The organism is Thioalkalivibrio sp. ALR17-21 (assembly GCF_000420185.1).
In the GTDB taxonomy this organism is placed as follows: Bacteria; Pseudomonadota; Gammaproteobacteria; order Ectothiorhodospirales; family Ectothiorhodospiraceae; genus Thioalkalivibrio; species Thioalkalivibrio halophilus.
In genome coordinates this window covers 29,760-43,597 of the sequence record NZ_ATUL01000004.1, presented here as the reverse complement: position 1 = coordinate 43,597, position 13,838 = coordinate 29,760, and the positions used below count along the sequence as shown (strand labels likewise).

Sequence of the window (13,838 nt, the reverse complement as noted above, 5' to 3'; positions counted from 1 at the left end):
ATAAGCAATGACCAACATCTCGCAATATCAACGCCCCGGGCGGCTGGCCCTGGCCGGTGCCGTATTCCTGGCACTGGCCGCCACCGGCGTGACGGCCGGAGAACATGCGCATGGCGCGGACGAGACTTTCGCCTGCGACTGTCCGGAGGGCCTGGAGATCGTGTCGGCGCCCTGGGTGCGCATGATGCCGCCGGGCATGGGCTCGACCGCGGCGTATCTGACCCTGGCCAACCACACCGACGAGGACATCGAGCTGGTCCGGGGCGAATCGCCGGTCGCCGGGGTCACCGAGCTGCACGACCACGTGCAGGATGACGCGGGCGTGATGCGCATGCGCGAGGTCGAGGCCATCACCATCCCGGCCGGCGGGAAGACCGCGCTGGAGCCGGGCGGCCTGCACGTGATGCTGATCGATCTGCACGAGCCGCTGGAGCGGGATCAGCGTGTGTCGGTCACCCTGGAGACGGCCGAGGGCGAAACCGCGCGCTTCGACGCCACGGTGCGCGATGGTGGCGGGGCGCGCCATGGCCACGGGTCCGGCCACCACGGGCACTGAGGATTGATCCAGATCGTTGTGACCCTCCGGGGGGTGCGGGCATACTCCATCCCGTATGTCCATTCACGGGGGGAGCATGAACGAGCATTCCGAGGGACGGGGCGAGGGCCGCGACCGTAACGGCCCGCAGGGCACCATGCTGTTTCAGCGCGGCGAACTGCCCGAGGCCCCGCCGGAGCCCGCCGGCACCGAGGTCGAGGAGAGTGACCTGCCGGTGCTGGTGGGGGTCGCCGAGCCGTTCAAGCAGCAACGCCTGCTCATGCGCCCCGGCCGCCATTCGCTGGGGCGTCAGTCCGACAACGACATCGTCCTGCAGGAGCCGAGCGTGTCTTCCCAGCACGCCTGGGTCATCAACGAGGACGGCGAATGCCGGGTGATGAACCTGCTCTCCACCAATGGCACCTGGGTCAATGGCGAGCGGGTGCACGAGGCCACGCTCAGGGAGGGCGACCGCGTGCGCTTCGGCGGGGCCGAATTCGTGTTTCATCACCGGGATCATGCCGGGGCGGGTCTGCCTCTGGCCGGCCGCCGTCCACGCTGGCGGGTCTGGCTGGCGGGCGGTGCCGCGGTGCTGGTGCTGGCGGTGCTGGTGCGGATCGGGCTGGAGGTCCTGGCCTGATCCATGCGCCGCTTCGGCCGGTATGAAGTTGGCGAGGAGCTGGGCCGCGGCGCGATGGCGACGGTCCATCAGGGGTATGACCCGCAGATCCGTCGGACCCTGGCCATCAAGATCCTGCATGACGACTACGCCTGCGATCCGGAATACCGCCAGCGCTTCCTGACCGAGGCCCGTGCCGCGGGTACCCTGACCCACCCGGGTATTGTCACGGTCTTCGACGTGGGCGAAGCCGAGGGCCGGCCGTTCATCGCCATGGAGCTGGTGGAGGGGCAGACGCTGGATGCCTACGCCGAACAGTTCCGGCCATTGCTGCTGCGCAATTTTCTCAAGGTGGCGCAGCAGCTGGCCGAGGCGCTGGACTATGCTCACCGCCATGGCGTGATCCACCGGGACATCAAGCCGGAAAACATCCTCGTCACCAGTGCCACGGTCAACATCAAGGTGATGGATTTCGGCATTGCCGAGACCCTGTTCGATCCGGAGTGGCACGCGGATGACTATGCTGCATCGGCCGGCACGCCGCACTACATGGCCCCGGAACTGATCCGCGGTGGGGATGCCGACGGCCGCAGCGATCTCTGGTCGATGGGGGTGGTGCTCTACGAATTGATGACCGGGCACCGACCGTTCCTGGACGGTGACACCGGACGGGTCCTGCGGCGCGTGCTGGAAGAGCCGGTACCGGAACCACGCCCCATCATCCGCGACTGCCCCGAGGACCTGGTCGCGGTGGTGCGGCGGCTGCTGGAACACGATCCCTCCCGGCGTTATCAGTCGGCCGCGGAGCTGCTGGTGGATCTGCAGCGCATCGACGAGGAGCGCGCCGAGCGCGAGCGGGTCGGGGCCGGACGGCGGATCGTGCCCCTGCGCCTGCGCTGGACCGCCGTGATGGGGGCTCTGGTCGCGGTCACGCTGGCGGTGGGTGCCTTTCTGGTGCAGCAGAAACAGAACGAGGTGATGACCGACCTCGCTTTCGATTACGGCTCCACGCTCGCGGGCACCATCGCGGTGGAGAGCGCCGAGGACCTGCTGCTGGAGGATTCCATCGCGATGCAGGCGCGCCTGCGCGACATGCAGGCCAATCGCGAGATCGAACTGCTGTCCGTCAGCGATCGGCACGGACGTATCGTCGCCAGCTCCGACCCGGACGCGCTGGGCGAGCCGCGCAACGAGCCGCCGGCCGAGGATCTTCTGCTCTCGCGCGACGGGCGCACGGTATGGTCCACCGCCGGTCCGGACGGCAACGACGTGTTCCTGTTCGAGGCGCCGGTGCGGTTCCAGGATTTCGAACTGGGACATCTGCAGGTGGCGCTCAGTACCTCTTCGCTGCAGGAAGCGGGGCGCACCACCATGATGGCGCTGCTCATGCTGACGGTGGTGACCGTGCTGGCCGTGCTGCTGGGCGTCTATGTCTTTGCCCGGCGCCTGCAGGTGCCGATGGAAACCCTGCGCGGCGCGCTGGACCAGATCGCCCAGGGGCGGCTGGATACCCGTATCCGGGTGCGGCGGCGGGACGACTTCGAACGCGTTTTCTCCGCCTGCAACGCCATGGCGGATTCGCTGGAAGCGCGGGTCAAGCGGGCGGCTGCGGACCCGGCGCCGTCGGGGCACAAGGACGATGCCTCCGCCACGCGGACCATGCCGGTGGCTCCACCGGAACGGCCGCCCGGCGCGGACCCGGGGGGTGACGAACGCAGCGGATAGTCCGCCGCGGTCCGGCCGCCGGCCGGTTACTCCATGTTCTCCAGGCGCCGCTGCAGCTCGCGGGCGCGCAGGCGATAGCCTTCCGCCGCGTCGAAGTCGGGATCGAGCTCGAGCGCGGCATCCCACAGCTCAATGGCCCGCTCGAGTTCCTGGTTGCGGTAGTGGACGATCGCGGCGGAGTGCAGGGTCTCCGCTTCCGCGCGCCGCAGACGCGCCAGTTCGGTTCGTGCCGGTTCGCGCCCGGGTTCCGCCTCCAGTGCGCGTTCCAGCCAGTCCCTGGCCGCGTCCGCGTCGTCCCGGTCTCGCGCATCCAGGCCGCGCTGTTCGTAATGGGCCGCCGCGGCCTCCCGTTCCAGCGGGTCGAGCCAGTCGTCCCAGGCCTCATCGGGGGCGGCCTCACGGGCGGCCCGTGCGGTCTCGTAGGCCGCTTCGTGACGCCCGGCGTCGAGGTCGGCGCGGATGGTCATGCGGTAGGACTCCCCATGTTCGCGGGAGCCGTCTTCCGCGCCCGCACCCAGGGCCTGCAGCTGCTCGTCGAGATCGGGGGTGACACCAGGCTCGCCGGCGTCCTGCGGGTCGGCGGGCGGGGGAACCCGCAGCTGCTGACCGACGGTCAGGTGTTCCGGCCGCCGGATGTCGTTGAGCCGAGCCAGGATCACGAACTGCGTGGCGTCGCCGGTGTAGCGCCTGGCGATCAGACCCAGGGTCTCGCCCGCTTCCACGGTATGCCGGGTCTCGCCGTCGGCGAGCAGCGTTTCCGGGTCCTCCGTGAGCTGACGCTGCAGCGAGCGCGCGGTGGGGTCCTCGGGGCGGGATTCCCGGAACCGCTCCAGCATGGTCTCCGCCCGGTCCCATTCGCCCGCCTGCAGCCGGCTCAGGATAGCAGCAAGGGTCGGCGGTGAGGCATGTTTTTCGTCCGACCGGGCTGCTTCCCGCGGTTCATCCGTCGCTTGCGGGTCCTGGGTCGGTTCCGGGTCTGCGTCCGGTTCCTGTTCCAGCATTGCACAGCCGCCCGTCAGGGACAGCAGGGACAACAGCAACAGCGAGCGGACGAAACGGGAGGGGGCCATCGGACGATCCATTATGTGAACTGCTTCACTGTTTATACAGTATACGGGTTCCGTGATTTCCGTTCATCCGCCGCCGACCGGCCAGAACAGGATCGCCAGCACCGCCAGCAGGATGATCCCGCCCAGCAGCGTCGATGGCACCAGCGACCCGCCCCGGTGGCGCAGGCGATCGAAGCCCCGGGGGGCGCCGCTGCGCCAGGCGGCCACGGCGATGTTGTCGCCGCGCGGGCCCCCGCGCCTGGCGGCTACCCGCACCGCCTCGTCGAGCCCGCCGGACAGGTCATCGGACACCAGCAGGCCCGCCATCTCCGCCGGCTCGATCTGTTCCCAGAAGCCGTCGGTGCACAGCAGGAACGCGGAGTCCGGATGGCGTTTCGCGTGTCCGTGGTCCAGCCGCAGGCCTCCGGGCATGCCCAGCGCCGCGAGCAGGTGGTTCTGATCCGGGTGGGTGGCCATCTCCTGCTCGCGGATCATCCCGGCCTCGAACAGCTCCTGCACCCGCGAGTGGTCGCGGGTGCGTTCGATCAGGCGCGTGCCACGGAAATGCAGCAGGCGGCTGTCGCCGCAGTGCACCCACCACGCACCGGACTCATCCACGAACAGCACCACCAGGGTGGTCCCGGGCGGGGCGGTGTCGTCGGTGATTTCCGCGCGCAGGGCGTCGTGGGCCGCGCGGGCAACGGTTTCCAGCCAGCGGGCCGGACGCGTGGGCGTGCCGTTGCACTGCTCCCAGTGCGCCTCGATGGTGGCGATGGCGGTATGCGAGGCCCAGGCCCCGGCCGCGTGGCCGCCCATGCCGTCGGCGACGGCCAGCAGTGCGCGGCGACCGTCGTCGGAGACCCGGACGGTGACGGCATCCTGCTGTTCGGGGCGCGCCCCGATGTCGCTGGCGGAGGCGGTTTCCATGTCGAGTCCGGCGGGAGGGATGAAGACCCTGCCATGATGCCGGTTTCGGGGATTGCGGGACACCCCCGGGCGGGAGAGTACGAAACGGGTGAAACGGCCCCGGTGGCATCCGGGGCCGCGGAGGATCCGGACGGATCCGGGTGGGGTCAGTCGCTGCGGTGGATCTTGTCGGCGTTCATCTCGCGGCTCCACGGCAGGCCGGAGTTCTGCCAGCCGTTCTTCAGGCGGAAGCCGGCGCGTTCGCCTTCGCTGATGGCGTCGCCCTGGAAGCCGTTGACCACGTAACGGGCGTTGGGAAAGCCGTTCTCGCGCAGGAATGCCGCGCTGGGCTCTCCGCGTTCGCTGCCGGAGCGGCACATGGTGATGATCGTGGTGTCACGGTCCAGGCCGCGCTCGTCCAGCGCCGCGTCGATCTGGTCGACGAAGTCGGGGTTACGCGAGGGGTTGAAGCGGTTCTTCTCGTCATCCCAGTCGTGGCGGTCCACCAGCAGGAAGGGGATGTTGAGATCGACCTCGTCGGTGAAGCCCACGAACATGATCTCGACCGGGTCGCGGACATCGATGAACAGGATGTCATCGCCGTCTTCCTGCACCAGGTTGTAGGTCGCCTGCGGCGAGATCCCGAATTCGTGGACGTCGTCGGCCACGGCGGTGGCGGGCAGGGCGAGGGCCAGGCCCAGAGTCAGGGCGGCGAGGGTACGCTGCATGCTTCTCTCCAGTGTTTATTAGGGAATCCTAATATACATGCAGCGCCGTGACCCCGGGAAAATGACCCGGCCCCCGAGGGGGTATGAGGCCGGGGCGGATCAGCCGGTCGCCCCCAGCCAGAATTCGATGGAACGCCCGAGGAATTCCTCGGAGGTCATGTAGTGCGAGCCGTCGCAGGAGAAGGTCAGGCTGACCATGCCGTTGAACAGGTTGAGCGACGCGGAACGCAGATACACGGTGTCGTCGGCGAAACGCAGGGTCCGCAGGCCGTCCAGCACCCGGCCGATGTCCCGTTGCGGGATCAGTGCCTCCTCCGGGTAGGGCTCGTGGGGGAAGGCCAGACAGACATCCGGATCGGCCAGCGACTCGTGGGTCAGGATGCGGTAGCGGTACGGATCCTCGGTGGTCCACAGGGTCGCGCGCGAGCTGGAGAAGTGGAACACGCCCTGGAACACGCCGCGCTCCGTGAACAGCTCCTCCAGGATGGCCAGCGCGGTGTCCATGTTGCGGTCCATCAGGCTTTCGGTGCGGCTCTGCTGGAACAGCGTGCCGCGGATCGACGGGTCGCCCTTGATCTGACGCCACTCGCTGGATTCCTCGTACAGGTCTTCCGACAGGTCCGGCAGGTTGCGCAGGTCGAAGTCCGCGCCGAGGAAACCCAGGGCCCGGCCGTTGTCGTCGCGGACGAGCTGCAGGGCGGTCAGCGACGGGCGCCGCCCCAGCAGGCTGATATAGGCCTCGGACAGCAGGAAACCATCGGCCGGCACGGCCTCCTTCATGTATGGCCGCTGCGAGCGGTCGCGGCCGAAGTGCTCGGGCAGCACGCCGCTGCGGGAGATGTTGTCGGACAGCTGGATCCCGCGGGTGTTGAGCGCGTACATGAATGTGGCCTCGGGGATCCGCCGGATCCCGTCCTCCAGGATCGAGTCCAGTTCTTCGCGCCGGGGCCAGGCCGGCACCAGGCGCGCCGCGATCCCGCTCAGCGGCTCATGCAGCCGCTCTTCCAGGTACTCCCGCTGGTGCTCGATGGCCTGTTTCAGTTCGTTCATGGTGCGTTTCCGATTCCTTTTGGTGCGCGCGCATTATCCCCGAACCGGGTTTTCACAGTCGTGACCGGCTCTCCCGAGCATGCACCGGTTTTGTCAGCAGGATTCGTGCCCGCTGTCAGCTCCGCGGGTCTTTCCGCCGGCGCGACCGCCGCCACAGCCAGGCGCCCCCGATTACGGCGGCCAGCAGCAGGACCGCGGCCGCGGGCCAGAGATGCTCCGGCGAGCTCAGATAATGCAGCAGGGAAGAATGGCCGTCGCCGTGCCCATGTCCGGGGTGCGCGAGCGCCGGACTGGAGGCCAGGGCCAGCGGGGCGAGAGCGAGGGGGCGAAGGGTCATGGTCGGTCTCCGGTCGTATGGCGGGCCCGGCCAACGATAGCGCGTGCCGGCGCGGTTTTCAGCAGATGCGCGGGAGTTGTTCTCCGGCCGGCAGGACCAGCCTGCGTTCCACGCCGGTGGCCAGGCGACGAATCACCGCGGGGTCGCCGGCCGCGGCCCGGCCGATGGCGACCGCGTCCCGGGTCTCGGGAACGGATCGCAGGATTGCCAGTGCCTGCCCCGCGTGATCCGCCGGGACGGCCGCGAGGAACCGGCCCTCGCAGGCCGAGTGCAGCGGGTCCAGCCCGAGGATCTCGCAGGCCCCGCGCACGTCTTCGCGTACGGGGATGGCCTCATCCTCCAGCACCAGGCGGCAGCCGGACGCGTCGGCCAGCTCCTGCAGCGCGGCCAGCGTGCCGCCGCGGGTGGGGTCGCGCAGTGCATGTACCGGCACACCGGCGTCCAGCAGGGCCGCCACGCCCGCGGCCACCGACGTGCTGTCGCTGGGAACCGGCGGCTCGAGGCCGAGGTTCTCGCGGGCGGCGAGAATGGCCACGCCATGGCGCCCGAGGTCGCCGCTGGCCAGCAGCACGTCGCCCGGCCGGATCGCCGTCGGTTCGATGCCAACCCCGTCCGGGACCACGCCTGCGCCGCTCGTGTTGATGTAGACCCCGTCACCATGCCCGGCCTCGACCACCTTGGTGTCGCCGGCTACCACCTGCACACCACATTCTTCGGCGGCCGCGCTTACGGAGGCGAGGACGCGGCGCAGGTCCTCCAGCGGGAGCCCCTCCTCGAGGATCAGCCCCAGCGTCAGCCACAGCGGACGCGCCCCGGCCATCGCCAGGTCGTTGACCGTGCCGTGTACCGCGAGGCGGCCGATGTCGCCACCGGGAAAGAACAGCGGCCGCACCACGAAGCTGTCGGTGGTCAGGGCCAGGCGTCCGCCCGCGATGTCGAGCACGGCCGCATCGGGGGCGCCGCGGGCCGGGTTGCCCAGCGCCGGCAGGGTCACCTCGTCCAGCAGCTGCGCCTGCAGCCGGCCCCCACCGCCATGCGCCAGCCGCACGACCTCGGCGGTCATGTTTCGCCCCGGTAGTGGAGGTAGGCCGCGCAGGCCCCCTCGGAGGAGACCATCGGCGCCCCCAGGGGGTGATCCGGGGTGCATTCGCGGCCGAAGGCCGGACAGTCGGGGGGTCGGCTCAGCCCGCGCAGCACCTGGCCGGCGATACAGGGACCGTCTCCTCCGGATTCGGTCCCGGCCAGGTCAAAGCGCTTCAGGGCATCGAAGCGCGCGTATTCCGGACGCAGGCCCAGGCCGCTGGCGGGCAGGCGGCCCATGCCGCGCCACTCGCGTTCCACCGGCTCGAACACGCGGGTAACCGCATCGCGCGCGGCCACGTTGCCTTCGTCGCGGGCGGCGCGGTCGTAGCGGTTCTCTACCCGTGCCTCGCCGTGTTCCAGCTGCTCCACGCAGGCCCGAATCCCGGCCAGCAGGTCCACCGGCTCGAAGCCCGTCACCACGATGGGAATCCGGAAGCGTTCGGCGATCGTCCGGTAGACGGTTGCACCTTCCACCGTGCAGACGTGTCCGGCGGCCAGAAAGCCCTGGATGCGACTGTCCGGATCGGTGAGCAGAGCCTCCATCGCCGGGGGCACCAGCGAGTGCGACACCAGCAGCGACAGGTTGGCAAGTCCCAGGGCCTCGGCCTGCAGCACCGCGATCGCGGCGGCCGGCGCGGTGGTCTCGAAGCCCACCGCCAGCAGCACCACTTCGCGCTGCGGGTGTTCGCGTGCCAGGGCGACCGCATCCAGCGGCGAGTAGATCACGCGCACGTCGCCCCCGGCCGCGCGGGCGCCATTCAGGTCGCCCAGCGCTCCGGGCACGCGCAGCATGTCGCCGAAGGTGCACAGCATCACCTCCGGGCGGCGGGTCAGCAGTACCGCCTGATCAAGGGTCTCGGCCGGGGTCACGCAGACCGGGCAGCCGGGCCCGTGGAGCAGCTCGACCGTGTCCGCCAGCAGGTCGTCCAGCCCGTGGCGCAGGATCGCGTGGGTCTGCCCGCCGCAGACCTCCATCAGCGTCCAGCGCCGGGTGCAGGCCGCACGGATCGCCTCGACCTGCTGCAGGATCAGTGCCGGGTCGCGGTATTCGTCGAGGTGCTTCACGGAGCCTCCGGAGCGGACGGATCGTGCCCGGGGATCTCGCGCAGGGCCGCCAGGGTGCGTTCGGCGGCCGCCTCGTCGACGGTGGCGATTGCGATGCCGGCGTGCACCAGCACGTAGTCGCCAGGCCCGGCCTCCGGCGTACAGGCCAGCGACACCGTGCGGGTGACCCCGCCGAAGGCCACGCGGGCCTGGCGGAACAGCGGATCGTCCGCCTCCTCCACATGGTCGATGCGGCCGGGGATGGCCAGGCACATGGTCTCAGTCTCCGTCGGTGGTTCGCACGGGCGAGGTCGCCCGTCTTGCAATCACGGCCTGGCCGGTCGCCAGCCCGCCGTCGCCGGGCGGGATGCGCTGCGGCCAGAGCGGGCGGAAACCGGCCGCCCGCAGGGCGTCCACGCATTGTTGCAGCAAATGCCGATTCTGGAAGCATCCGCCGGTCAATGCCACGGTTTCCCGGTTATTGGTGCGGGCCGCCGCGACCGCGAATCCCGCGAGCGCCCGGTGCAGCCGCGTGGCCATGCGTGCGGGCGCGTCCAGCGGCCGCACCGCGCGTTCCGCGAGCAGGGCATCGACCAGGGGGGCCCAGTCGCCCTGCCAGGGGGCAAGGTCGGTATCCAGCGTGATCGCGTCTGTATCGCCGTACTGTGCACCATTGTCTGCGGGCCCGGCTGCCTCCGCGGCTTCCTGCACGCGCAGCGCGGCCTGCCCTTCGTAGCCGGCGGCGATGCGCAGGCCGCTGAGTGCCGCGACCGCATCGAACAGCCTTCCCGCACTGGAGGTCACCGGGGCGTTGATCCCCCGGTCCAGGCAGGCAAGCAGCGGCTGCCATTCCGCTGCGGTGAACAGGGCGCGCGCGGGGCTGGCCTCGAGGGTCGCGCGATCGCCGTGGTACCGGGTATGCAGCAGACCCAGCAGCGCGCGCCGCGGTTCGCGCATGGCGGCCTCGCCCCCGGGCAGTCGGAACGGTCGCAGATGCCCGCTGCGGCGCCAGTTCCCGTCACGGTCGAGGCTCAGGCACTCGCCGCCCCACAGCGTACCGTCGTCGCCCAGCCCGGCCCCGTCCCACACCAGGGCCAGCGCCGGTTCGCGCACGCCGTGCTCCGCGAGGACAGCGACCGCATGGGCATGATGATGCTGTACCCGCGTGAGCGGCAGGTTCCAGGTTTCGGCCATGCGCGTGGAGGCGTAATCCGGGTGCCGGTCGCAGGCGACCCGTTCGATGTCCACCCCGCAGAGCTCCCCCAGCGCCCGGGCCTCGCGGTTCAGCCGCTGTAATGCCGTGTCGCTTTCCAGGTCGCCGACATGGGCGCCGACCACCACTTCATTCCCGAGCGCCAGGGCGGGCGCGGCCTTGAGCTGCCCGCCCAGGGCCAGGGTGACCGGCGCGGGCGCAACCGCGGGCTCCCCCGCAGGCAGTGGCACGCGCGTTGGCATGCAGCCGCGCCCCAGTCGCAGGCACTGGGGTTCGCCGGCGGCGACCTGGAACACGGAGTCGTCCAGCGCCCGTGCGACCGGCCGGTCGTGATCCAGAATCGCGTCCGCGATATCGCCCAGCCGGGCAACCGCCTCGTCGCCCTCCATGCACAGGGGATCGCCGCTGCGGTTCCCGGAAGTGCAGACCACCGGCTCGCCGAAGTCGTCCAGCAGCAGGACATGCAGCGGGGTGGACGGGCGCATCAGTCCGCGACGCCCGAGACCCGGGGCGACCTCTTCGGCCAGCGGCGCCTCCGGCCGGCCCTCGACCAGCACGATGGGGGCCTCGGGGGATTCCAGCAGCGCCCGCTCGACATCGTCGATGCGGGCGAGCGTATCCGTTTCGGCCCGACCCGGCAGCATGATCGCCAGTGGTTTCTCCGGCCGCTGCTTGCGCCGGCGCAGCCGCGCGACCGTATCCGGTCGGGTGGCATCCACCAGCAGCTGGAAGCCGCCCGTCCCCTTCAGGGCCAGAATGCCCCCTTCGCGCAGGGTGTCCACCGCCGCGCGCAGGGCGGCGTCGCCGGTGGTCCGCGCGCCCCCGTCCGGCGTGCGCAGCGTCAGTTGCGGGCCGCAGGCGGGGCAGGCCATGGCCTCGGCGTGGAAGCGCCGATCCTCCGGATCTTCGAACTCCGTCCGGCAGGCCGGGCACAGCGGGAACGCCGCCAGCGTGGTGTGGGCCCGGTCCCAGGGCAGGCCGGTCGTGATGCTCCAGCGCGGTCCGCAGTCGGCACAGGCGGTGAACGGATAGCGGAACCGCCGCGCAGCCGGGTCGCGGATTTCGACCCGACACGCCGGGCAGGGCGCGCGGTCGGGGGCCAGTGCGGGAGCGCCCCCGCCGGCGGCATGATTGGTGCGGACGTAAAAATCCGCATCCCCGAGCGGCGGAATCGTGGTGGCGGTGATCAGGTCCACGCGTGCGGCCGGCGGGGCGACCTCGTCCAGGGAACGGCGGAAGGACTTCAGTGCCGTCTGCGGCCCTTCGACCTCGATGACGACCCCTTCCGGGGTGTTCGCGACCGCCCCCGTCAGCCCCAGCCGACGCGCCTGGCGGGCGACGAACGGCCGGAACCCGACGCCCTGAACCCGGCCTGCGACGATCAGGCGCCAGCGCGCAGGGGCGCGGTCGTTCACACCACGTCCAGGTTCCGCAGCAGGATCTGCTGGGCTTCGGGGTGGGTATCGTCGTCCGAGGTCTCCACCTCCAGTTCGGCGCCCTCGGCCAGCGTGCCGCGGGTGCCGTCCTCGAAGTGCTCGCGGAAATGCTCCGGCGTGATATGCGACAGCGCCCCCAGCCACACCCGGACCCGGGTCACGCGCTCGGCATTGTTGTCGGCCGCCACCTGCTCGATCTTGCGCAGCAAGTCGGCCATCAGCGAATGTTCGTGCATGGTTCAGTGTCTCCCCGTCCCGGTTTCCTTAAGGTAGACTGATTCCTTCCTATAATGGCTGCAGGGAGGCGGCATGGAAAAGAACGAAACCTGGAAACCGTCGATGTTTCTCTCGACCTCTTCGGGACCGTTCTGATTACGCTGGGGCTGGTCGAACTTTTTGCCGGACTCCTTCTTGTGCCGGAGGCACTGCGCTTTCCGTACTACGGCCCGGCACTGATCGCGGCCGGCGTTGTCCTCTCCATCCCGTTCGCCGCGGATGTCATCCGGCATGTTCGACGGGTACGGGCGGCGGACACCCACTGAACGGAGCCCGACATCCATGCAGATCCACATCGACACCCCCGACCTGATGACCCGCGTGCGGCTCGAATCGCGCTGGCGCGCGGCCGGTGCCGAAGTGACCGGCAGCGGCGAGCCCGCCGCCCCCGACCTGATCGTGATCGACCTGGGTGCACGGGACGTCGCGAGTGTGTCGACCTGGCGTGAACGCTGTCCGGGTGCCGCCATCCTCGCCTTTGGCCCGCATGTGGAAGGGAGCATGCTCAAGGCCGCGCGTGAGGCCGGAGCCGACGAGGTGGTGGTGCGTGGCAAGGTCGCCGATCGCGTGGCGAAAAAGATCGCCGACGACACGGCATAGCGTGACGGGGCGGCGGGCGCATGCCCGAGCTCGACCGGGGTGTCCGCTTCAATGGGCTCCCCGGGTCCCTGAACTCCCGGGAGGGCACGGCGTCAGGCGGAAGCCGATCCCGTCCGGTGGCAGGCCGACAGCGCGCGCAGGCGGCGGCGCTGCATCTTGAGGCGATACTCCAGCTCCTTGAATCGGGTACGCAGTTCCGTGCGCAGCCAGCGGTCGTTCAGGGCCTCGCGACCGGCCCGCATGTTGTCCGCCTGCACCTGCTGCCACTGGTTCACCGTATCGCGGAAGTGCTGGTACTCGCGTTCCACGGTCGCGCGCCAGGTGTCGTGCATCGGCCCGGCCGCATCGGAGTTCAGCAGGCGGCGGAACTCGGTGTGCAGCCGCGCGCGCAGGATCTTGAAGCGCGGCGTCCAGCGCCGGTCATGCACCAGGCCCGTCCAGGCCAGCAGGTTGATCAGCCACTTCGAGGGGTCGTACTGCCACCAGCGCACCCCGTTGCGATAGTCGCCCTGAAAGGCATGGTGGAAGTTGTGGTACCCCTCGCCCCAGGTGAGCAACGCGACCAGGCCGTTGTCCACGGCGGTATTCTCGTCACTGTAGGGGCGCCATCCCCACCAGTGCGCCAGGGAGTTGATAAAGAACGTGAAATGGTGACTGAGCACCAGCCGCAGCACGCCCGCCAGCAGCAGCATGCCGATCACGTCCCCGAACACCAGCCCCAGCAGCAAGGGCAACCCCAGGTTCAGCCCCCACACCAGGGTCCAGTAGTGGCGGTGCTGCCACATCACCACCGGATCCTTCGTCAGGTCCTTCGCGCGCGAATAATCGGCCCGGCTGGCGGGCCAGTTGCGCAGCATCCATCCCATGTGGGCGTGCCAGAAGCCGCGCTTGATGGAATGCGGGTCGCGTTCCACGTCATCCACGTAGCCATGATGCACGCGGTGCCGGGCACTCCAGTTGTAGATACTGTTCTGCAGCGCCAGCGCCCCGCAAAGCGCCAGAATCACGCGCAGCGGGCCACGCGCCTTGAAGCTGCGATGCGCCCACAGGCGGTGATAGCCGACCGTGATCCCCAGCCCGCTCAATACCAGGAACAGTCCGAAGAACAGCCAGGCTGCGCCACTGAAACCCTGTGTGAGACCCCACCAGGGCACCAGCGTGAGTGCGGCCAGATTCGACAGGGCGAAAAAGATGGCCGAGGTCCAGGCGACGGGAGGGGTGTGTGCGGACATGGAAA

The 13,838-nt window shown here is 69.9% G+C and carries 16 protein-coding genes; 5 read left to right on the top strand and 11 right to left on the bottom strand.

Annotation, left to right across the window (positions count from 1 at the left end):
* The first annotated feature begins 7 nt into the window (after nucleotides 1–7).
* The 3 genes from G020_RS0102970 to G020_RS0102960 all read left to right on the top strand — a co-directional run bounded on the left by G020_RS0102970 (nucleotide 8) and on the right by G020_RS0102960 (nucleotide 2,879).
* Nucleotides 8–556, top strand: a complete 549-nt coding sequence (locus G020_RS0102970) for a copper chaperone PCu(A)C (RefSeq protein WP_024328597.1) — start codon at nucleotides 8–10, stop codon at nucleotides 554–556.
* A 76-nt stretch (nucleotides 557–632) separates the two neighbouring features.
* Complete coding sequence (locus G020_RS0102965) at nucleotides 633–1,175, top strand: FHA domain-containing protein (protein ID WP_024328596.1); 543 nt, start codon at nucleotides 633–635, stop codon at nucleotides 1,173–1,175.
* 3 nt (nucleotides 1,176–1,178) lie between these two features.
* Nucleotides 1,179–2,879: a serine/threonine-protein kinase gene (locus G020_RS0102960; protein ID WP_024328595.1), complete on the top strand. Its 1,701-nt coding sequence runs from the start codon at nucleotides 1,179–1,181 to the stop codon at nucleotides 2,877–2,879.
* Between the two features lie 26 nt (nucleotides 2,880–2,905).
* On the opposite strand, the gene G020_RS0102955 is transcribed toward G020_RS0102960, so the two are convergent.
* The 10 genes from G020_RS0102955 to G020_RS0102910 all read right to left on the bottom strand — a co-directional run bounded on the left by G020_RS0102955 (nucleotide 2,906) and on the right by G020_RS0102910 (nucleotide 11,961).
* Nucleotides 2,906–3,949 (bottom strand): LysM peptidoglycan-binding domain-containing protein, encoded by a 1,044-nt coding sequence (locus G020_RS0102955; RefSeq protein ID WP_024328594.1) that lies wholly within the window; start codon nucleotides 3,947–3,949, stop codon nucleotides 2,906–2,908.
* 63 nt (nucleotides 3,950–4,012) lie between these two features.
* The gene (locus G020_RS0102950; RefSeq protein WP_024328593.1) at nucleotides 4,013–4,855 is read right to left on the bottom strand and encodes a PP2C family serine/threonine-protein phosphatase; all 843 of its coding nucleotides are present in this window, start codon (nucleotides 4,853–4,855) and stop codon (nucleotides 4,013–4,015) included.
* A 146-nt stretch (nucleotides 4,856–5,001) separates the two neighbouring features.
* Nucleotides 5,002–5,562: a rhodanese-like domain-containing protein gene (locus G020_RS0102945; protein ID WP_018947316.1), complete on the bottom strand. Its 561-nt coding sequence runs from the start codon at nucleotides 5,560–5,562 to the stop codon at nucleotides 5,002–5,004.
* A 99-nt stretch (nucleotides 5,563–5,661) separates the two neighbouring features.
* Nucleotides 5,662–6,612 (bottom strand): PDC sensor domain-containing protein, encoded by a 951-nt coding sequence (locus G020_RS0102940; RefSeq protein WP_018868822.1) that lies wholly within the window; start codon nucleotides 6,610–6,612, stop codon nucleotides 5,662–5,664.
* A gap of 115 nt (nucleotides 6,613–6,727) precedes the next feature.
* A complete protein-coding gene (locus G020_RS0102935) occupies nucleotides 6,728–6,949 on the bottom strand; it encodes a hypothetical protein (protein ID WP_024328592.1) in 222 nt (73 codons plus the stop codon).
* A 58-nt stretch (nucleotides 6,950–7,007) separates the two neighbouring features.
* Complete coding sequence (gene hypE, locus G020_RS0102930) at nucleotides 7,008–8,012, bottom strand: hydrogenase expression/formation protein HypE (RefSeq protein WP_024328591.1); 1,005 nt, start codon at nucleotides 8,010–8,012, stop codon at nucleotides 7,008–7,010.
* On the bottom strand, nucleotides 8,009–9,097 hold the full coding sequence (hypD, locus tag G020_RS0102925) for a hydrogenase formation protein HypD (RefSeq protein WP_024328590.1): 1,089 nt from the start codon (nucleotides 9,095–9,097) through the stop codon (nucleotides 8,009–8,011). The genes hypE and hypD overlap by 4 nt, the downstream gene beginning before the upstream one ends.
* The gene (locus G020_RS0102920) at nucleotides 9,094–9,351 is read right to left on the bottom strand and encodes a HypC/HybG/HupF family hydrogenase formation chaperone (RefSeq protein WP_018868818.1); all 258 of its coding nucleotides are present in this window, start codon (nucleotides 9,349–9,351) and stop codon (nucleotides 9,094–9,096) included. The genes hypD and G020_RS0102920 overlap by 4 nt, the downstream gene beginning before the upstream one ends.
* A 4-nt stretch (nucleotides 9,352–9,355) precedes the next feature.
* Nucleotides 9,356–11,704: a carbamoyltransferase HypF gene (gene hypF / locus G020_RS0102915; RefSeq protein ID WP_024328589.1), complete on the bottom strand. Its 2,349-nt coding sequence runs from the start codon at nucleotides 11,702–11,704 to the stop codon at nucleotides 9,356–9,358.
* Nucleotides 11,701–11,961 carry a hydrogenase maturation nickel metallochaperone HypA gene (locus G020_RS0102910; RefSeq protein WP_024328588.1) on the bottom strand — a complete coding sequence of 87 codons (261 nt, stop codon included), beginning with the start codon at nucleotides 11,959–11,961 and terminating at the stop codon, nucleotides 11,701–11,703. Before G020_RS0102910 ends, hypF begins: the two co-directional genes overlap by 4 nt.
* Nucleotides 11,962–12,015: 54 nt before the next feature.
* On the opposite strand from G020_RS0102910, the gene G020_RS14615 reads away from it, so the two are divergent.
* Together G020_RS14615 and G020_RS0102900 are read left to right on the top strand one after the other, a co-directional pair.
* Nucleotides 12,016–12,267: a hypothetical protein gene (locus G020_RS14615; protein WP_156002677.1), complete on the top strand. Its 252-nt coding sequence runs from the start codon at nucleotides 12,016–12,018 to the stop codon at nucleotides 12,265–12,267.
* Between the two features lie 16 nt (nucleotides 12,268–12,283).
* Nucleotides 12,284–12,601, top strand: coding sequence for a hypothetical protein (locus G020_RS0102900; protein ID WP_018947323.1), 318 nt, complete (start codon nucleotides 12,284–12,286; stop codon nucleotides 12,599–12,601).
* 92 nt (nucleotides 12,602–12,693) lie between these two features.
* Here the strand turns inward: G020_RS0102900 and G020_RS0102895 are convergent, their stop codons facing one another.
* On the bottom strand, nucleotides 12,694–13,833 hold the full coding sequence (locus G020_RS0102895) for an acyl-CoA desaturase (protein ID WP_024328587.1): 1,140 nt from the start codon (nucleotides 13,831–13,833) through the stop codon (nucleotides 12,694–12,696).
* Nucleotides 13,834–13,838 lie beyond the last annotated feature (5 nt).